The 16,598-nt window shown below is 67.6% G+C and carries 14 protein-coding genes; 6 read left to right on the top strand and 8 right to left on the bottom strand.

What is annotated here, in order from left to right; all coding sequences use genetic code 11:
* Positions 1-454: cytochrome c3 family protein (locus E8A12_RS02170; RefSeq protein ID WP_293366113.1), on the top strand; the 454-nt coding region annotated here is incomplete at its 5' end.
* A gap of 2 nt (positions 455-456) precedes the next feature.
* Here E8A12_RS02170 and E8A12_RS02165 read toward each other — a convergent pair.
* Positions 457-1,815 (bottom strand): VWA domain-containing protein, encoded by a 1,359-nt coding sequence (locus E8A12_RS02165; protein ID WP_293366112.1) that lies wholly within the window; start codon positions 1,813-1,815, stop codon positions 457-459.
* A gap of 11 nt (positions 1,816-1,826) precedes the next feature.
* Positions 1,827-2,777, bottom strand: coding sequence for a MoxR family ATPase (locus E8A12_RS02160; RefSeq protein ID WP_293366111.1), 951 nt, complete (start codon positions 2,775-2,777; stop codon positions 1,827-1,829).
* A 232-nt stretch (positions 2,778-3,009) separates the two neighbouring features.
* Here E8A12_RS02160 and E8A12_RS02155 point away from each other — a divergent pair, with 232 nt between their 5' ends.
* Entirely contained in the window at positions 3,010-5,331 is a 2,322-nt protein-coding gene (locus tag E8A12_RS02155) for an EAL domain-containing protein (RefSeq protein ID WP_293366110.1), read from the top strand.
* Position 5,332: 1 nt separating this feature from the next.
* On the opposite strand, the gene E8A12_RS02150 is transcribed toward E8A12_RS02155, so the two are convergent.
* Complete coding sequence (locus E8A12_RS02150) at positions 5,333-5,983, bottom strand: methylamine utilization protein (RefSeq protein ID WP_293366109.1); 651 nt, start codon at positions 5,981-5,983, stop codon at positions 5,333-5,335.
* Positions 5,984-6,119: 136 nt separating this feature from the next.
* Here E8A12_RS02150 and E8A12_RS02145 point away from each other — a divergent pair, with 136 nt between their 5' ends.
* Both E8A12_RS02145 and E8A12_RS02140 read left to right on the top strand, forming a co-directional pair.
* Positions 6,120-6,959 carry a DUF3034 family protein gene (locus tag E8A12_RS02145; protein WP_293366108.1) on the top strand — a complete coding sequence of 280 codons (840 nt, stop codon included), beginning with the start codon at positions 6,120-6,122 and terminating at the stop codon, positions 6,957-6,959.
* Position 6,960: 1 nt separating this feature from the next.
* Entirely contained in the window at positions 6,961-7,479 is a 519-nt protein-coding gene (locus E8A12_RS02140; protein ID WP_293366107.1) for a group 1 truncated hemoglobin, read from the top strand.
* A 55-nt stretch (positions 7,480-7,534) separates the two neighbouring features.
* On the opposite strand, the gene E8A12_RS02135 is transcribed toward E8A12_RS02140, so the two are convergent.
* Together E8A12_RS02135 and E8A12_RS02130 are read right to left on the bottom strand one after the other, a co-directional pair.
* Positions 7,535-9,064, bottom strand: coding sequence for an aldehyde dehydrogenase family protein (locus E8A12_RS02135; RefSeq protein ID WP_293366106.1), 1,530 nt, complete (start codon positions 9,062-9,064; stop codon positions 7,535-7,537).
* 5 nt (positions 9,065-9,069) lie between these two features.
* Complete coding sequence (locus E8A12_RS02130; RefSeq protein ID WP_293366105.1) at positions 9,070-10,182, bottom strand: saccharopine dehydrogenase family protein; 1,113 nt, start codon at positions 10,180-10,182, stop codon at positions 9,070-9,072.
* Between the two features lie 120 nt (positions 10,183-10,302).
* Here E8A12_RS02130 and E8A12_RS02125 point away from each other — a divergent pair, with 120 nt between their 5' ends.
* Positions 10,303-10,728, top strand: a complete 426-nt coding sequence (locus tag E8A12_RS02125) for an Lrp/AsnC family transcriptional regulator (RefSeq protein ID WP_293366104.1) — start codon at positions 10,303-10,305, stop codon at positions 10,726-10,728.
* Positions 10,729-10,930: 202 nt separating this feature from the next.
* Entirely contained in the window at positions 10,931-13,429 is a 2,499-nt protein-coding gene (locus tag E8A12_RS02120) for an ATP-binding protein (RefSeq protein WP_293366103.1), read from the top strand.
* Here E8A12_RS02120 and E8A12_RS02115 read toward each other — a convergent pair.
* The 3 genes from E8A12_RS02115 to E8A12_RS02105 are packed head-to-tail and all read right to left on the bottom strand — an operon-like array spanning position 13,426 to position 16,539.
* A complete protein-coding gene (locus E8A12_RS02115) occupies positions 13,426-14,937 on the bottom strand; it encodes a CehA/McbA family metallohydrolase (protein WP_293366102.1) in 1,512 nt (503 codons plus the stop codon). The two genes, E8A12_RS02120 and E8A12_RS02115, sit on opposite strands and share 4 nt — an antisense overlap.
* Positions 14,938-14,993: 56 nt before the next feature.
* Positions 14,994-16,136 (bottom strand): thiolase domain-containing protein, encoded by a 1,143-nt coding sequence (locus E8A12_RS02110; RefSeq protein ID WP_293366101.1) that lies wholly within the window; start codon positions 16,134-16,136, stop codon positions 14,994-14,996.
* A gap of 4 nt (positions 16,137-16,140) precedes the next feature.
* Complete coding sequence (locus E8A12_RS02105) at positions 16,141-16,539, bottom strand: OB-fold domain-containing protein (RefSeq protein ID WP_293366100.1); 399 nt, start codon at positions 16,537-16,539, stop codon at positions 16,141-16,143.
* Between the last annotated feature and the right edge of the window lie 59 nt (positions 16,540-16,598).

The following is a 16,598-nucleotide window of genomic DNA, read 5'->3' as shown; positions in this document are numbered from 1 at the left end:
CCCGGACGACACGGCCCACAAGAACCGGATGCAGGGCAACGATTTCGTTCAGAGCCTGATGTACGCGCGGGGCGTGACCTGCTTCAGCTGCCACGATCCGCACGGTACGGACAATCAAGCCATGCTTCGCAAGCCGGTCAACGAGGTCTGCCTGACCTGCCACAGCGCCAATGGCCGCAACGGGCCCCGCGCGGCGACGATCGAGGCGCACACCCATCACGCGGTCGGAAGCGCCGGGGACAGTTGCGTGGCCTGTCACATGCCGAAGATCGAACAGACGCTGGGCAAGGTGAATGTCGCCAGCCACACGTTCCACTTCGTGACGCCCACCGCGACGGAGAATCTCGGCATCCCCAACGCCTGCAACGTTTGCCACGCCGACAAGACGACCGCCTGGGCCACAGGCGAGATCGCCAAGTGGGACGATCGATCCCCCTGGCGGATGCGCCAATAGGCCTAGTGGGCCGAGTAGGTCCGGAGCACGTCCTCGACGATCCGCTCCAGTTGGCCCAGCGTGTTGCATTGCTTGGCCACGTGGGTGAAGCGGACGTAGCGGTACATGACGCTGTCGCCCTGGCCCCAATAGCTCTCGGGCTCGGGGTTCAGCCAGATCACCGCGCGGGCCCGCTGCTGGATCAGGTGCATCAGGTCCAGGCGCGGGTCGGCGAAGTTGGAGCGGCCGTCGCCCAGGATGATCACCGTGGTGTGGCGGTCGAGGCGGTCGATGTGGTTGTCGACGAAGTCCTCCAGCGCGCGGCCGTAGTCGGTTTGCTGGAAGCCGATGGTCTGCAGCACCTTGAGGATCGCGCCCTCGACGCCGTTGTCGTCGAGGATGGCGTTGACCGGGATCAGCCGGCCGGAGAAGGCGTAGGCGTCCAGCCGGTCGACCACCTCGTTCAGGGCATAGAGGAAGGTCAGCAGGAACTGGGCGGCGGCGGCCACCGATTTGGAGACGTCGCAGATGGCGACGATCGACGGCTTGTCGACCTTCTTGACCTTCCACTCGATCTCGAAGGGCACACCGCCGTGGGCCATGGATTTGCGGAGCGTCTTGCGCACGTCGAGGTGGCCTCGGTTGGCGGTGTGGCGGCGGCGCGAATAGCGGTCGGCCAGGCGCTTGGCCATGCGCTTGACCAGGGCCTGCATCATGACGAGGTCGACGGGATCGATGCCGCCGTCGGCGTTCAGCGCCTTCTTGGCCAGCATCTCCTCGCGCAACTGCTTGCCGGAGCCGGAGGCGTAGAGCTCGTGCTGTCGCTCGACGAAGGCCTGGGCCTGGGCGACCAGGCCCTTCTTCGCCGCGTCCAGGCGGTCGGCGACCCCCTGGCCGTCGGGCATGCGGCGCGCATTGGCGATGATCTTCTCGATTTCGGCGAGGCCCATCTCGTCCAGCAGGCGCCGCGTCAGGCGGCTGCGCTGGGTGGAGAGGCGGATCTCGGCGACGCCGGCGCGTGCGGCGGCTTCTTCCATCGACTGGGCGAGCCCAGCGGCGTCGCCCTTCAGCAGCATCTGGGCAAGCGGCGATTGCGCCAGGCCGGGCGTTTCCTGACCGCCCTCCCGACCTTCACCCTCGTCCGGCGGCGGCGCGCCGAGGGCGAAGGGTGCGCGCGTGAAGAAGGTCTCGAAGGCCTGGTCGAAGCGGACCACCTCGTCCTTCGACTTGGCCAGGGTGGCGCAGAGCGCGTCCTTGAAGAGTTCGCGGTCCGCGTAGCCCACCGTGGCCGCCGTCCGCGCCGCGTCGATCGCCTCGGCCGGCGAGACCTTCACGTCGGCGGCGCGGAGCGCGCGGAGGAACTCTTCGAGGGTGTGCTGCATGGCCTGAGCCCTCAGCGCCGCGCGAGCAGCTCGACGATCTGGGGTTCGACGGCGGCAATGTCCTGCTCGAACTTCAGGATCACGTTCAGGGTGTCGCGCACCATCGCCGGGTCGAGGTCCCGGGCGTGCAGCAGGATCAGCGCGCGGGCCCAGTCGACGGTCTCGGAAATCGAAGGGGCCTTGCGCAAGTCGAGCATGCGCAACGACTGGACGAAGGCCACCAGCTGGCCGGTCAACGCCTGCTCGATCCCCGGCACGCGAGTGGCCACGATCCGCTCCTCCAGCGCCGGCTCCGGAAGGGGGATGTGCAGGTGCAGGCAGCGCCGTTTCAACGCATCGCCCAGGTCACGGACGTTGTTGGAGGTGAGGAACACCAGGGGCGGGGTCTTGGCGACGATGACGCCCAGTTCGGGCACCGAGACCTGGTAGGCCGACAGCACCTCCAGCAGGAAGGCCTCGAAAGCCTCGTCGGACTTGTCGATCTCGTCGATCAAGAGGACGCAGCCGTCGTCGTGGCGCAGCGCCTGCATCAGGGGCCTGGGCTCCAGGAAGGGCTCGGAGAAGAACAGGTCGCCCATGCCGTGCAGGCGGTCCATGGCCGCGTCCATGTCCGGCGCGTCGGCCAGCGCCGAGCCCATGCGGTCCTTCAGGATCTGGGTGTAGAGCAGTTGCTTGCCGTACTTCCACTCATAGAGCGCCTTGGACTCGTCCAGGCCCTCGTAGCACTGCATGCGGATCAAGGGCTGGGCCAGCAGGCGAGCGGTCGAAAGCGCCAGCTCTGTCTTGCCAACGCCCGCCGAGCCCTCCACCAGGATCGGCTTCTGCAGGTGGACGGCCATGTAGAGGGCCGTCGCGATGCGGCGCGAGGCGATGTAGCCGACGCCGCCCAGGCCCTCGACCAGGGCGTCCACCGACGCAAAGGGGTTGATGGAGCCCACTGGGGCCGGCGCGGAAATCGTCAAAGCCATAAGCTTTCAAAAATGGGTGCGCGAAGATCCCGCGCGGGAAGCGATCTCTAATCTCTTGATTGTGCCAAGCGGCCCGCGCCAGGGCAAACGCGAACCCGTTTCGCGCGTCGGTTGAATCCAGAAACCAAAACTTTTCCGTGGTTTACGGGGGCTTCACCAAAGGTCGGTTAGACGATGAGGCAGTGCCGACCGGCGCGCCCTGAAACGAAGACCAGATTCACCGAACGTGTTCACCCGCCTTCGCACCCGTCTGACCGTCCTCTACGTCGCCCTATTCGGCGCGACGCTGCTGGTCGTGTCGGTCAGCATCTGGGCCGCGGTCAACCAGGCCGCCCAGCGTCAGGTGCGCGGCGAATTGACCGCCACCGGCACGGTGTTCGACCGGGTCTGGTCGCTGCGGTCGGACCGCCTGCGCGAGGGCTCAGCGCTGCTGTCCAAGGACTTCGGCTTCCGCGAGGCCGTGGCCACCCACGACGGACCGACCATCGGTTCGGAGCTGGAAAACCTCAAGGCGCGCTTCAACGTCGACGCGGCATTCATCGTCACCACGGACGGCCATATGATCGGCGCGGACGCCCAGGCGCTGGCCGCTGACGGCCCCGGTCTGGAGAAGGCGCTCGACAACGCCGAAGACCCGGCCGGCGTGGTCACTCTGGGCGGCAAGTCCTTCCAGGTGGTGGCGGCGCCGGTGATGTCCCCCGACCAGATCGGCTGGCTGGTGTTCGCCGTGCAGCTCGACCGGGACGAGATGTCGAGCCTGGAGAAGCTGTCGTCGATCCCGCTGAGCGCCTCGGTGCTGAACCGCGACGCTCGCGGCTGGCGGCAGGAGGGGCGTGTCAGCGAGCACGACCGCACATTACTCAGCCGCTTCATCGACCAGGCGACAGCCAGGAAGCTGGCCACCGCCCAGGCGATCGACGAAAGCGGCGGCACGACCCTGGCGCTGGTGAAACCCCTGCCCAGCCTGACCAAGACCGCGCCGTCGGTGCTGGTGCTGCGCTATCCGCTGGCGCTCGCGCTTCGGCCCTATCAGCTGATGCTGGCCATCGTGGCGCTGGGCGGCCTGATCGGCCTGGCCGTTGTGGGCTGGGGCTCCTGGGTGCTGGCCCGCGGCATCACCCGGCCGATCACCGCGCTGGACGAGGCGGCGCACCGCCTGCAGCGCGGCGAGGAAGCCCAGGTCGAGATCGAGACCAACGACGAGATCGGCCGCCTGGCCGGTAGTTTCAACACCATGGCCACCGAGATTCGAGACCGCGAGCGGCGGATCACCCACCTGGCGCTGCACGATGGCGACACCGGCCTGCCCAATCGCCTGGCCCTTGAGCGGGTGGTCGAGGCGCTGTCGGACCTGCCGGAAGGCCAGGTCTATGTGGCGGCGCTGGGCGTCCATCGTTTCGACCACCTGCGCGGAGCTATCGGCTATTCGCTGGCGGCCCAGGCCGTGCGGATGATCGGCAACCGGCTGGCCGGCCTCGCGCCGGCTTCCGGCGTGGCCCGGGTGGCCAGCGACGTGCTGGGCTTCGTGCTGATCGCCGAGGACCTGGTTGCGGCCGAAGAAGGCGCGGCCCAGCTGATGATCGAGCTCGAGGCGCCGCTGAACGTCGGCGGCGACGTGATCGACGTGACCCTGCACCTTGGCCTGGCGCCTATCCAGCGGGGCGCCGGCCCCGGCGCAGCCATCGAGCAGGCGAACATCGCCCTCGACCAGGCCCGCGGCGCCAAGAAGAAGGTCGCCTTCTTCGACGCCGTGGCCTACGGCGACCCGGCCACCAACCTGTCCTTGATGAGCGGGATGCTGCGCGCCATCGAAGACGGGTCCATCGACCTCTTCTACCAGCCGAAATTCGACATGCGGGTGGGCAAGGTCACCGGCGTCGAGGCGCTGTCACGCTGGCGTCACCCGGCGCGCGGGATGCTGCCGCCGGACCTGTTCATTCCCATGGCCGAGGAGACCGGCCACATCCGCACACTGACCGAGTGGGTGTTCAAGCGCGCCATCGACGTCCAGCGGACCCTCGCCGAGGCCGGTCACGTCGTCGATATGTCGGTGAACGTCTCGGGCCGCACCCTTGGCGAGCCGGACTTCGCCGATTTCGCCCTGGCCGAGGCCAAGCGGGCGGTCGGTGGGCTGACCATCGAGGTCACCGAGACCGCGGTCATCGAGAACCCGGAGCTGGCGTTGGCCATGCTCAACCGTTTCGCCGCGGCTGGCATCGCGATCTCCATCGACGACTTCGGCACGGGCCTGTCGTCGCTGGCCTATCTGAAACAGATTCACGGCCAGGAACTGAAGATCGACAAGTCGCTGGTGGAAGGGGTTACCGAAAGCCAGCGCGACGCGCTGATCGTGCGCTCGACCATCGACCTGGCCCACAGCCTGGGCCTCAAGGTCACCGCCGAGGGCGTCGAGACAAACGACTGCTATTCGATCCTCAGCGCCATGGGCTGCGACCTGGCGCAGGGCTACCTGATCGCCCGCCCGATGCCGATCAAGGACCTGCTGGCCTTCCTGTCCGACGACCAGCGCAACCAGGCCTACGGCTAGGCTACATCGCCATCGAGGCCGTGGACTTCTTGTGGCGCAGCGAGACCGGCTTCAGGCCCAGGGCCACAGCCGCGGTGTCCGCGCCGGCGGCCAGGGATTGATCGATGGGAGCCTTGGCCTTCATGTCGGGATGCCAGACGGTGAGGGTCCCGGCGCCGCCGGGCAGGCCGTGGATCACCGCCTCGCCGGCCGCATTGGTCTTCGCCGCGAAGGGCGTGTCGGCGACATAGATGTAGCCGATCATGACGTCGTGGATGTTGCAGCCCAGGGCGACGACGCCGGCCTTGTCGAAGTTGACCGTACGCTCCTCCTGCTGGCCGTAGAGCTTCAGTTCGAACTTCTTGGCCGCGGAAAAGGAATAGACGTGGTGGCGGACCTTGTCCTTGTTGGGGAAGGCCACCGTGGAGCCGACGGGGACGATCAGGACGTACGGATTGAAGGAGATGTTCTGCTGGGTCATCACGATGGGCCAGCTGTAGTGGATCGGCCCGCCCATGCCCGCGCCGCCAGCCGGATGCACCAGCACGACCGCGTCCGGAAGCGGGGTCCCGTCGTCGCCTTTGACGGTGACGGTCAGGTCGGCGGCGAGCGCCGGCCCGGCGAAGGCCAGGGCTACAACCAGGGCCGCGATGGGCAGGAAATTTAAGCGCATGCCGTTCGCCTAACGTGTTTCGTTGAACGCTATGTAAATGGTTTCCCCATAGCCTCTGAGGCTAACTACCGCAAAACGCGGGGCTTTGGGGGTTCCAGGGATGCGAAAAATTTGCGCGGCGCTGCTTGGCGCCGGGATGGTTCTGTGCGCACAGGCCGCACAGGCGCAGACCGAGATGCGGGAAGGCGGCAAGCTGCTGCTGACCGAGGGCGTGAGCAACATCGAGGGCGCCGGCGGCGGCGGCATCGCCACCTGGGCCCTGATCACCGGCTACGAGACCCGCGATGGGATCGGCGCCAATGTCCACGCCACCGGCATCCAGTTGAAGGACTATCAGTTCCGCGCCTATGGCGCGGCGGTCGGTATCCGCGACCGGGTGGAGCTGAGCTACGCGCACCAGGAATTCGACACCCAGGGCACTGGCGTGAAGCTGGGCCTCGGCCGCGACTTCACCTTTTCCCAGGACGTCTATGGCGCGAAGGTGAAGCTCCTCGGCGACGCGGTCTACGACCAGGACAGCTGGGTCCCGCAGGTCTCGGTGGGCGCGCAGTACAAGAGGGCCTCACAAAGCGGGGTGCTGAGTTTCCTGGGCGCCAAGGACAATTCCGGCGTCGATTGGTTCGTGGCCGCCTCCAAGGTCTTCCTCAACGAAAGCCTGGTGCTGAACGGCGCCGTGCGCGAGACCAAGGCCAATCAGACGGGCCTGCTGGGCTTCGGCGGTCCGGGCAACGACAACTACCACACCGAGTTCGAGGGCTCAGCGGCGCTCCTGCTCACCAAGCGGTTCGCCGCGGGCGTAGAGTACCGCACCAAGCCGAACAACCTTGGCCTGAAGGAGGACGACTGGAAAGACGTCTTCGTCGCCTACGCGCTCAATAAGCACCTGTCGGTCACCGCGGCCTATGTGGACCTTGGCGAGATCGCCACCTTCCGCAATCAGCGCGGCGGCTATCTCTCACTGCAAGCGGGGTTCTGAGATGATCCAAGCTCTTCTGTTCGCCGCGGCCGTGGCGACCACGCCGGCGCCCGCCGCCGCTCCCACCTTCAAGATCGAACATCCGTCAACGAAGTATCCCGGCGAGGAAGAAATCGCCGACTACGCCCACGCGCCCGCGAACGCCGGGACCACGCCCTTCGAAGGCGATGGCATGTGGAAGGCCTTCCACGAAAAGGCCGGAGTGGATCGGGTGGTGGACGAGCTCGTGGACCGCAGCCTGGCGGATCCGCGCATCTCCGACATCTTCAAGAGCCATGACATGGTGCGCCTGCGCCGCACGCTGAAAGAGCAATTCTGTTATCTGCTGAATGGCGGCTGCGACTATTCGGGCCGCGACATGAAGACCGTGCACAAGGACATGGGTCTGCAGAACACCGACTTCAACGCGCTCGTGGAGCACCTGCAGGTGGCCATGGATCACGAGAAGATCGGCTTCCGCGACCAGAACCGCTTCCTGGCCAAGCTCGCGCCGATGCAGCGTCAGGCTGTGGAACGCTGAACCAGATCCCGCTCCTCCCGGACTTGGCCGGGACGAGCGGACCTTGGGCCGCTTTTCACACGTCGAACTTGACGCCCTGCGCCAACGGCAGCGTGGCGCCGTAGTTCACGGTGTTGGTGGCCCGGCGCATGTAGGTCTTCCAGGAATCGGAGCCGGCTTCGCGGCCGCCGCCGGTTTCCTTCTCGCCGCCGAACGCCCCGCCGATCTCGGCGCCTGAGGGGCCGATGTTGACGTTGGCGATCCCGCAGTCAGAGCCGTTCACCGAGGTGAAGAGCTCGGCTTCCCGCACATCGTTGGTGAAGATCGAGGACGAGAGGCCCTGCGGCACGTCGTTTTGCGCGGCGATGGCGTCGGCGATATCCGAGTACCGCATGACATAGAGGATCGGCGCGAACGTCTCGCGGCGGACGATGTCGGTCTGGGTCGGCATCTCCACGAGCGCGGGGCGGACGTAGACCGCCTCGGCGCCGCCGGCTTCGATTCGGTCACCGCCGGTGACCTTTCCCCCAGCCGAGCGGGCGTCGGCCAGGGCCTTCTGGCACGCCTCGAAGGCCGCAGCGTCGATCAGCGGGCCGACCAGGGTTCCCGCCTTGCGCGGATCGCCCACCGGCACCGAGGCGTAGGCGGCCCTCAGGCGCGGGACGAAGGCGTCATAGAGGCTGTCGTGCACGAACAACCTGCGCAGCGTCGTGCAGCGCTGGCCGGCCGTGCCCATGGCCGCGAAGGCGACGCCGCGCAGGGTCAGGTCCAGATCGGCGGTGGGCGCGACGATCGCGGCGTTGTTGCCGCCCAGTTCGAGGAGCGCGCGGGCGAAGCGGGCGGCCAGCCGCGGAGCGACGGCGCGGCCCATGGCGGTCGAGCCGGTGGCCGAGACCAGTGGGACTTTTCGGTGGTCGACTAGGGTTTCACCCACTTCGCGGCCGCCAACGATCACGGCGGAGAGGCCGGCCGGCGCATCGCCGAACTTCGCCGCGGCGCGTTCGAACAACGCCTGGACGGCGAGCGCCGTCAGCGGCGTCTTCTCCGACGGCTTCCAGACCACGGCGTCGCCGCAGACCAAGGCAAGGGCGGCGTTCCACGACCAGACGGCGACGGGGAAGTTGAAGGCGCTGATCACGCCGACCACGCCCAGCGGGTGCCAGGTCTCCATCATCCGGTGCTGCGGCCGCTCGGTGGCCAGGGTCAGCCCGAACAGCTGCCGCGACAGGCCCGCGGCATAGTCGCAGATGTCGATCATCTCCTGCACCTCGCCAGCGGCCTCGGAGACGATCTTGCCGGCTTCCAGGGTGACAAGGCCGGCCAGGTCGGCCTTGGCGGCGCGCAGTTCATCACCGAGCAGGCGCACCAGTTCGCCGCGGCGCGGCGCGGGCGTCGCACGCCAGGCCAGGAAGGCCGCGTGGGCCGCCTCGATCGCCTCGCCGACCGCCTGGGGCGTCGTGTCATGCACCTCGGCGACAATCTCGCCGGTGACGGGCGAGCGCACCGGGCGGCCGCCGCCGGTCCAGAGGGCCTCGGTCACGCCCAGGCGGATCAGGACGTCAGCGGCCTCGGCGCGGGCCGAGCCGATGGGGGTCTGCAGGGTCATGTCGTCTACTCGGCGGCGGCGCGCAGGGCGGGTTGGAAGACAGCGTCGGCCTCAGCGTAGAACCGACCGAAGCGGTTGCCCAGGACGTCGGCGAGCGGGATGTCCTCCTGGCGGACGAAGCCGGCCTGCGGAAGCTTGCCCTGGGCAAGCAAGTCCAGAACTGCGCAGGCGGCGCCGGCGGTGGTGATCTGGATCGCGCTCATCATCCGGCCGCCCACCGGCTGGGCGTAGACCTTGTTGACGTAGGTCTCCTGCATAAGGCGGCCATCCTTCAGCCCACTGACGGTCACGAAGACGATGACCACGTCCTGCAGGGTGGCCGGCACGGCGTGTTCCAGAATGTCCTTCAGCAGCGCGCGCCGGTTACGCAGACCCAGGTCATTGAGCAGCGCCTTCATGATCGCCGCGTGGCCGGGATAGCGGATGGTGCGGTAATTGAGGTTGCGCACCTTGCCGTCGAGGGTCTGGCAAAGGGTGCCCAGGCCGCCCGAGGTGTTGAAGGCCTCGTAGGTGACGCCGTCGAGGGAAAATTCCTCGCATTCCTCCAGCGCGGGGACTTCGCGCAGCTTGCCCCCGACGATCGCCTCGCAAGGCTCGCAATATTCATTGATCACCCCGTCGGTGGACCAGGTGAGGTTGTAGTTCAGTGCGTTGGACGGATAGCGGGGCAGGGCGCCGACCCGCAGCCGCACGTCGTGCAGTTCGTCGAAATGCTGCCCCAGGTCCCAGGCGGCGATGGTGATGAACCCGGGGGCCAAACCACATTGCGGGATGAAGGCGGTGCCTGCGTCCCTTGCCAGATCGCGAACCACACGGCTGGCGGCCACATCCTCGGTGAGGTCGAGGTAGTGCGCGCCCGCGGCCTTGGCGGCCTGGGCGACGGCGGTGGTCAGGTGATAGGGCGCGGCGCTGATCACCGCGAAGGCGCCGGTGAGCGCGCTAGCCAAGGCCTCAGGATCGTCGATGGCCATGGTGAGGGTCCGGGCGCCGCCCTCCGCCTCGGCCAGCGCGGCCGGGCTCTGATCGATCAGCAGCACCTCATAGTCGCCGGATCCGACCAGCAGGCTGGCGATGGTGGAGCCGATCTTGCCGGCGCCGACGACGGCGATCTTGCGCATGTCCTGCTCCATTCCTGTGCAGGTTCAGGATGATTCGCATCGCCGTCGGTATCAATTCGCAGCTCGGCGATATTCGTGGCATATTTGGACATATCGACTGCAGCATTCGGCGAAACGCCCATGGACGATCTCGACGACCACCTGCTCGCACGCCTGCGGGACAATGCCCGGGCGCCGGTGGCGGAACTGGCCCGCACGCTCGGCCTCTCGCGCACCACGGTGCAGAGCCGGCTGGCGCGGCTGGAACGCACCGGCGTCATCGCCGGGTATGCCGTGAAGCTGTCGGAGGCGCGCGAGGCCGCTCTGATCCATGCCTTCATCATGCTGACGGTCGAACCGAAGCAGGCCGCCGCGGTCACCGCCGCGTTGAAGCGCATGCCAGGCGTGCGCAAGCTGCAGTCGGTCAGCGGCCCGTCGGACATGATCGCGGCCGTCGAGGCGCCCAACGTCGGCGAGATGGACAGACTGATCGACGAGATCGGCGCGCTTCGCGGGGTGGAGCGGACCAATTCCTCGATCGTCCTGGCGACAAAGTTCGACCGGTGAATTCCTCTCCCGCGCAGCGGGGGAGGCGACCGCCGGCTCTACGACGGGCGGCCTCTCCTTCCATGAATGGAAGGGCTCGCACTCCGCAGCGAGGTCAGCTGCGGGCCGCTGGCGGCCCGGTCGCAAAACACTGTACCGTGTAAACTTGACCCTAACACTCGATGGCTAAGGTCCGCCGGTTAAGCGGAGTCCTCATCGGTCCATGAAATCGCTCTCGCGTCGGTTCCTGGTCAGCGTCGGTCTGATGTCGCTGATCATGACGGTGCTCGGCACCTTCGGCGCATTCGTCGTGTTCGAGCGCGAGCTCTCGAACCGCCAGATCGGCTACCTCACGGACTATGTCCGGGAGCGCAGCTCCAATGTGGATCGTCAGTTCTCCAACCTTTCGACCCTGCACAAGGCCGCCGGCGAGGAGCTGGCGCAACGGATGAAGGCCCTCTCGGACACCCAGGTCCGCCGTCTGGCCGACGACTATTTCCCGCTCCAGCCCGACGGCACGCGTCGCAGCCGCGACAAGTATTTTGACGGCGCGGTGCGCGACGGCGACCTCACCTACGGCATGGGCGCCTATCTGGCGCACGGCAAGGACGTGCCAATCGACGAACTCAGAGCCTTCGTCGCCGCCTTCCGGCTGGTCAGTGACCTGGGCCCGGCGGCGCGCCACGACTACGACAACCTATATTTCTTCACGCCCTGGACGACCCGCCTGGTCATGTACGGCCCCGACCGGGCCGACCACCTGATGTACTACCGGCACGAGGCGCCGTCAGACTTCTCCATCGACAAGGAGGAGATGGCGACAATCACCCTGCCGCAGAACGACCCAGGCCGGGCGACCCGCTGCACGAACCTGCAACGCCTCGTGCAGGACACCGTCGGCAAGCGGCTCTCCACAGCCTGCATCACGCCGACATATGTGAACGGCCGCTACATCGGGTCCTTCGGCTCTTCCATGGGCCTGACCCACTTCTTCCTGAACGCGCTCAAGGACACCCCCTCAGGCGCCTCGCCAATGATCATTACCTCGAAGGGCGAGCTGATCGCCTATCCGGGGTTCACCGACCAGACGCACTCGCCGGAAAAGACCCTCGCCGAGTACGAGAAGAAATTCGCCCTCACCGACATCGTCGCCCGCGCCGCCAAGACCGGCCGCGAGAACGGGGTGGTGGAGAGCCGCGACGGCCGCCAGATCGTGGCCTTCGGCCGGCTGAACGGGCCCAACTGGTATCTGCTGTTGACCTATCCCAAGGCCAACGTCGTGGCGTCCGCCCTGAGCTCGGCGTCCTGGGTGCTGCTGATCGGCGGCATCGCCTCGGCGATCCAGGCCTTGGCCGTCGTGCTCCTGGCGCGCTCCAGCATCGTGCGTCCGGTGGAGCGCCTGGCGGCCTCCTGCGAGCCGGGCGCGAACGAGCGTGTCGACGTCAGCGACGTGGAGCGCCGCAAGGACGAGATCGGCGTGCTGGCTACCTCGCTGCGCACCGAACGCGAGAAGACCGAGGCCGTGCTCGCCTCGCTGGAGGACCGCGTCAGCGAACGCACCGCCCAGCTGGAGCGGGCCAACACCGAGAAGTCGCGCTTCCTGGCCAACATGAGCCATGAGCTGCGCACGCCGTTGAACGGCGTCATTGCCATTTCCGAGACCCTGGCCGGTCAGCAGTCGACGCCCAAGGGCCGTGAGCTGGCCGAACTGATCGTCTCGTCGGGCCGCCTTTTGGAGCGAGTGCTGACCGACATCCTGGATTTCTCCAAGATCGAGGCCGGCGAGATCAGCTTGAGCCGCGACGACTTCAGCATGGAGCGTCTGGTCGGCCACATCGCCGAACTGCACAGCGCCTCGGCCTACAGCAAGGGACTGGACTTCCACTGGTCGGTGGCGCCCGACGCGGCCGGCCACTACGCGGGCGACACCGTGCGCCTGACCCAGGTGCTGTCCAACCTGCTTTCCAACGCCGTGAAGTTCACCGAAGCCGGCGAGGTCGTCCTCGATGTGATCGCGTTCGGCGACGAGGTGCGCTTCCAGGTCTCCGACAGCGGCATCGGCTTCGACGAGGAAACCGGCGCGCGCCTGTTCCGCCGCTTCGAGCAGGCCGACGCCTCGATCCGTCGCCGGTTCGGCGGCACGGGCCTCGGCCTGGCGATCAGCCGTTCGCTGGTCGAACTGATGGGCGGGCGGATCGTCGTGCAGTCGACGCCGGGCCAGGGCTCGGTGTTCTCGGTCTATGTCCCGCTGGAGCGGATCGCCGAGGGCCAGACGGTCGAGGGCGCCGAGGCGGCGCCGGAGCTGGACATCGCGGGTTGCCGCGTGTTGGTGGCCGAGGACCATCCGACCAACCAGAAGGTCGTGGAGCTGATCCTGGAGTCGGTGGGCGTGATCCCGGTGATCGTCGAGAACGGCCGCCTGGCGCTCGACCTGCTGAAGACCGAACGTTTCGACGTGGTGCTCATGGACATGCAGATGCCGGAGCTCGACGGCCTGTCGGCGACCGCCCTGCTGCGCGAGTGGGAGCGCGAGACGGGCGCGCCCCGCACGCCAGTGATCATGCTGACCGCCAACGCCCTGGACGAGCACATCCGTTCCAGCCAGGACGCCGGCGCCGACCTGCACCTCTCCAAGCCGATCCACGCCCAGGCGCTGATCGAGAGTATCCTGGACGCCATCTCCGCCCAGCCGCCGGTCGAGGCGGCCGTTGAGGTCGCCTAACGCACCGCGTTGAAGTAGATCGGGTTGCCCAGCAGCCAGAGCTTTCCGTCCGGTCCGCGCACGTCGATGCGCAGCCAGTGATGCTGGCCGTCGCCTGAGACCTCGAAGGTGCGGGTCTCGTCGTCGCTGCTCAGCGCCGTGTCCGCCAGCTTCGGTTTCGGCGCGTTGCCCGCCAGCGACAGCGAGCCGCCGGCCGCATGGCTGACGTGGACGGTGACCCGCACCGGCTGACCCGTCGGCGCTGCGATCGCATCTCCCATCTCGGCGGTCCGGCCGCCCGAGGCCGCGGTCACTTCGAGGCGCCGGTCGCGGCTGGCGGCGATGTCGATGAAGACGTGGCCCGCGCGGATCGCCGCCAGGATGGCCGGCTGCGAGAGCTCCGTGGCGTGGACCACGGTGGTCGGATGGCCGACGCCGGCCGCGGCCACCTTGCTGATGTCGATGTCGTGGCTGTCGGAGCCTCCCACCGCCGTGATCCGGAAGCCGGCGTTCAGCCGCGCCTCCCAGAAGGGAATTCCGGAGATCACGCTCTCGGCGCCGCCGGGCAGGCGCAGCGCCCCGCCGTTGACCACCTCGATGGCCTGGATGCGGGAGAAGTCGGTGTCCTTGACCGTCCAGCCGCAGCCCATGCAGGCCTCGCCGGACGGCTGGCCCGGATGATTGATGGAGATCAGGCCGCCGGCCCTTTCCACCTCGGTCTGGATCGCCGCCAGGGTGGGTGCGCGCGTCGAGCCAAGCTGGAAGTCCATTGGCGCGCTCGGCCCCCAGATGTTGGCGTGGCCCCAAAAGGTGGTGAGCTCGCGCCCCGGGATCAGCAGCAGGTCGTCGTAATAGGGAGCCAGCTCGCGCAAGGCGTTGTTCTGCGCCGTGTCGTTGTGGTCGGTCACCGAGATGAAATCGAGGCCGCGGGCGTGGGCCGCCTCCACGGTGCGGAACACCGGGCAGGGGACGTGGACGCCCTTCATCGACAGGCAGGTCCCGTCGGAGTTGGCCGTGTGCATGTGCAGGTCGCCGCGGTACCAGCCCGGACCCGCCTTGACCGGCGCCGCGCTGAATCCGGCGAAGCCGGTCCCGCGCCCGAAGAAGACCTTGGCCGTGTAGTGGGCCTCGACTCCCGCGCGCAGGTTGGGGACGCCCAGCATCAGCTTCCAGGTCCCGGCCGGGATCGGGCCGGGCAGGTAAGACGGCGTCGCCTCGGCGTCGCTGATCGTGAAGCCCTGTTTGTTGCCGCCGCTCCAGCCTCGGAACCGCTCGGGGTCGCGCACGCCCAGGTCGATCACCGATTTCTGGTCCTTGCCGGTGTAGGCGAACTCAACCGTCACCCGCGTCGTGCCGGGCGGCACTTTGAACGGAACCTCGCGGTAATGCTCATGGTCGGCGTGGGTCATCACGCCGGTGAGGGTGAGATCGGGCGTCGGTTGCGCCTGGACGGCGGACGCAAGGCCCACCGCGAAAAGCGCGAACCCAAGCCGCCTGACCCACCGTCCCAGCATGTCGATCGCCCTCACCCGACTTATCTGCGGGCTCCTTCTCCCAGCCAAGGAAGAAGGAGCCGTGACAGCGGCTAAGGCGCCTCGTTGGAGAACACGATGGTGCCAGACGCAGCGAACATGCCGCCGACGCCGTGGGCGATGCTGATCTTGGCGCCGGGGACCTGGGCCGGGGCGACGCCGCGCATCTGGCGAACGCTCTCCTGCAGGGCGTACATGCCGTACATCCCGGAGTGCATGTAGGAGAGGCCCCCGCCGTTGGTGTTGAGCGGCAGCTTGCCGCCCGGCGCGGTGTTGCGGCCCTTGATGAAGCCCGCGGCTTCTCCCGGCTTGCAGAAGCCGAGATCCTCCAGGCCGTAGAGCGGCAGGTGGGCGAAGGCGTCGTAGATCATCAGGTGGTCGACGTCGGCGTGGCTGACGCCGGACTCCTCGAACGCCTTCTTGCCGGAGACGCGGAAGGCCTTCGACGAGGTGAAGTCCTCCATCTGGCTGACCATCGGGGTCTCGACGCTCTCGCCCGTGCCCAGGATGTAGACCGGCTTCTGCGGGAAGTCCTTGGCCCGCTCGGCGGAGGTGAGGATCAGCGCCCCGCCGCCGTCGGTGACCAGGCAGCACATCAGCTTGGTGAACGGCCAGGCGATCATGTCGGACTTGAGCACGTCCTCGACGGTGATCGGGTCCTTGTAGCTGGCGCGCGGGTTCTTCGCCGCCCACTCGCGCTGGATCACCGCCACCTGGGCCAGATCCTCGACGGTGTAGCCGCGGGCCTTCAGGTAGCGGAGCACGGGAACCGTGAACATGGTCGGTGGGCCCGCCGGGCCGTACGGCATCTCGAACTGGCCGGCGAGGCTGGAGGCCGCGCGGCCGAAGCCGCCGGCGCCGACCCGGGAGCGGCCGCTCTCGCCGTGGGTGATCAGGACGGTGTTGCAGAGCCCTTCGTTGATCGCCGCGGCGGCATGGCGGACATGCAGCATGAAGGAACAGCCGCCGACGCTGGTGCCGTCCGCATAGGTGGGCGTGATGCCCATGTAGTGGGCCAGGTCCACGGGGCTGATACCGGCGGTGGCGACACCGTCGATGTCGCTGGGCTTCAGCCCGCAGTCGGCCAGGGCGTTCAGGGCGGCGTCGGCGTGCAGGCCGATAACCGAGACGTTCGGGATCTTGCCCATCTGGGTGGTTTCCGCGGCGCCGACGACCGCGATGGATTTGCGCTTCATGGCCTTAAGCTCCCGCCGGTTCGAAGAAGGGGAGCGAGATGTCGTCGTTCTGGGGCGCGAAGGTGACCTTCACCGGCATGTCCAGGACCAGCGCCTCCGGCGTCTGCGGGCAGCCGACGATGTTGGTCATCATCTGCGGACCCTCGGCCAGCTTCACCACCGCGATGGCGTAGGGCTCGGTTCCCATGTCGGGGCGCGGGCGCATGTTGATCACGTAGGACCAGAGAACGCCCTGGCCGCTGGCCTTGTAGGCCTCGACCTTGCGACTGCCGCACCTGGGGCAGAAGGGCCGGGGCGGGAAATAGCTTCCGCCGTCGCAGTCGGTGCAGCGCTGCAGGCGCAACTCGCCCGCCTTGCAGCCGTCCCAGAAATTCCGGGTCTCGGGCGTCGGTTCGGGCAACATCCGTGGTGGTGGCATCTTGAAATCCGTCCCTATCGAAAATGGATTTGCGGCTTGGCGCG

The organism is Phenylobacterium sp. (assembly GCF_004799395.1).
Lineage (GTDB): Bacteria > Pseudomonadota > Alphaproteobacteria > Caulobacterales > Caulobacteraceae > Phenylobacterium.
Note: the sequence above shows the minus strand (reverse complement) of the source record. Positions and strands in the feature narration are given on the sequence as shown.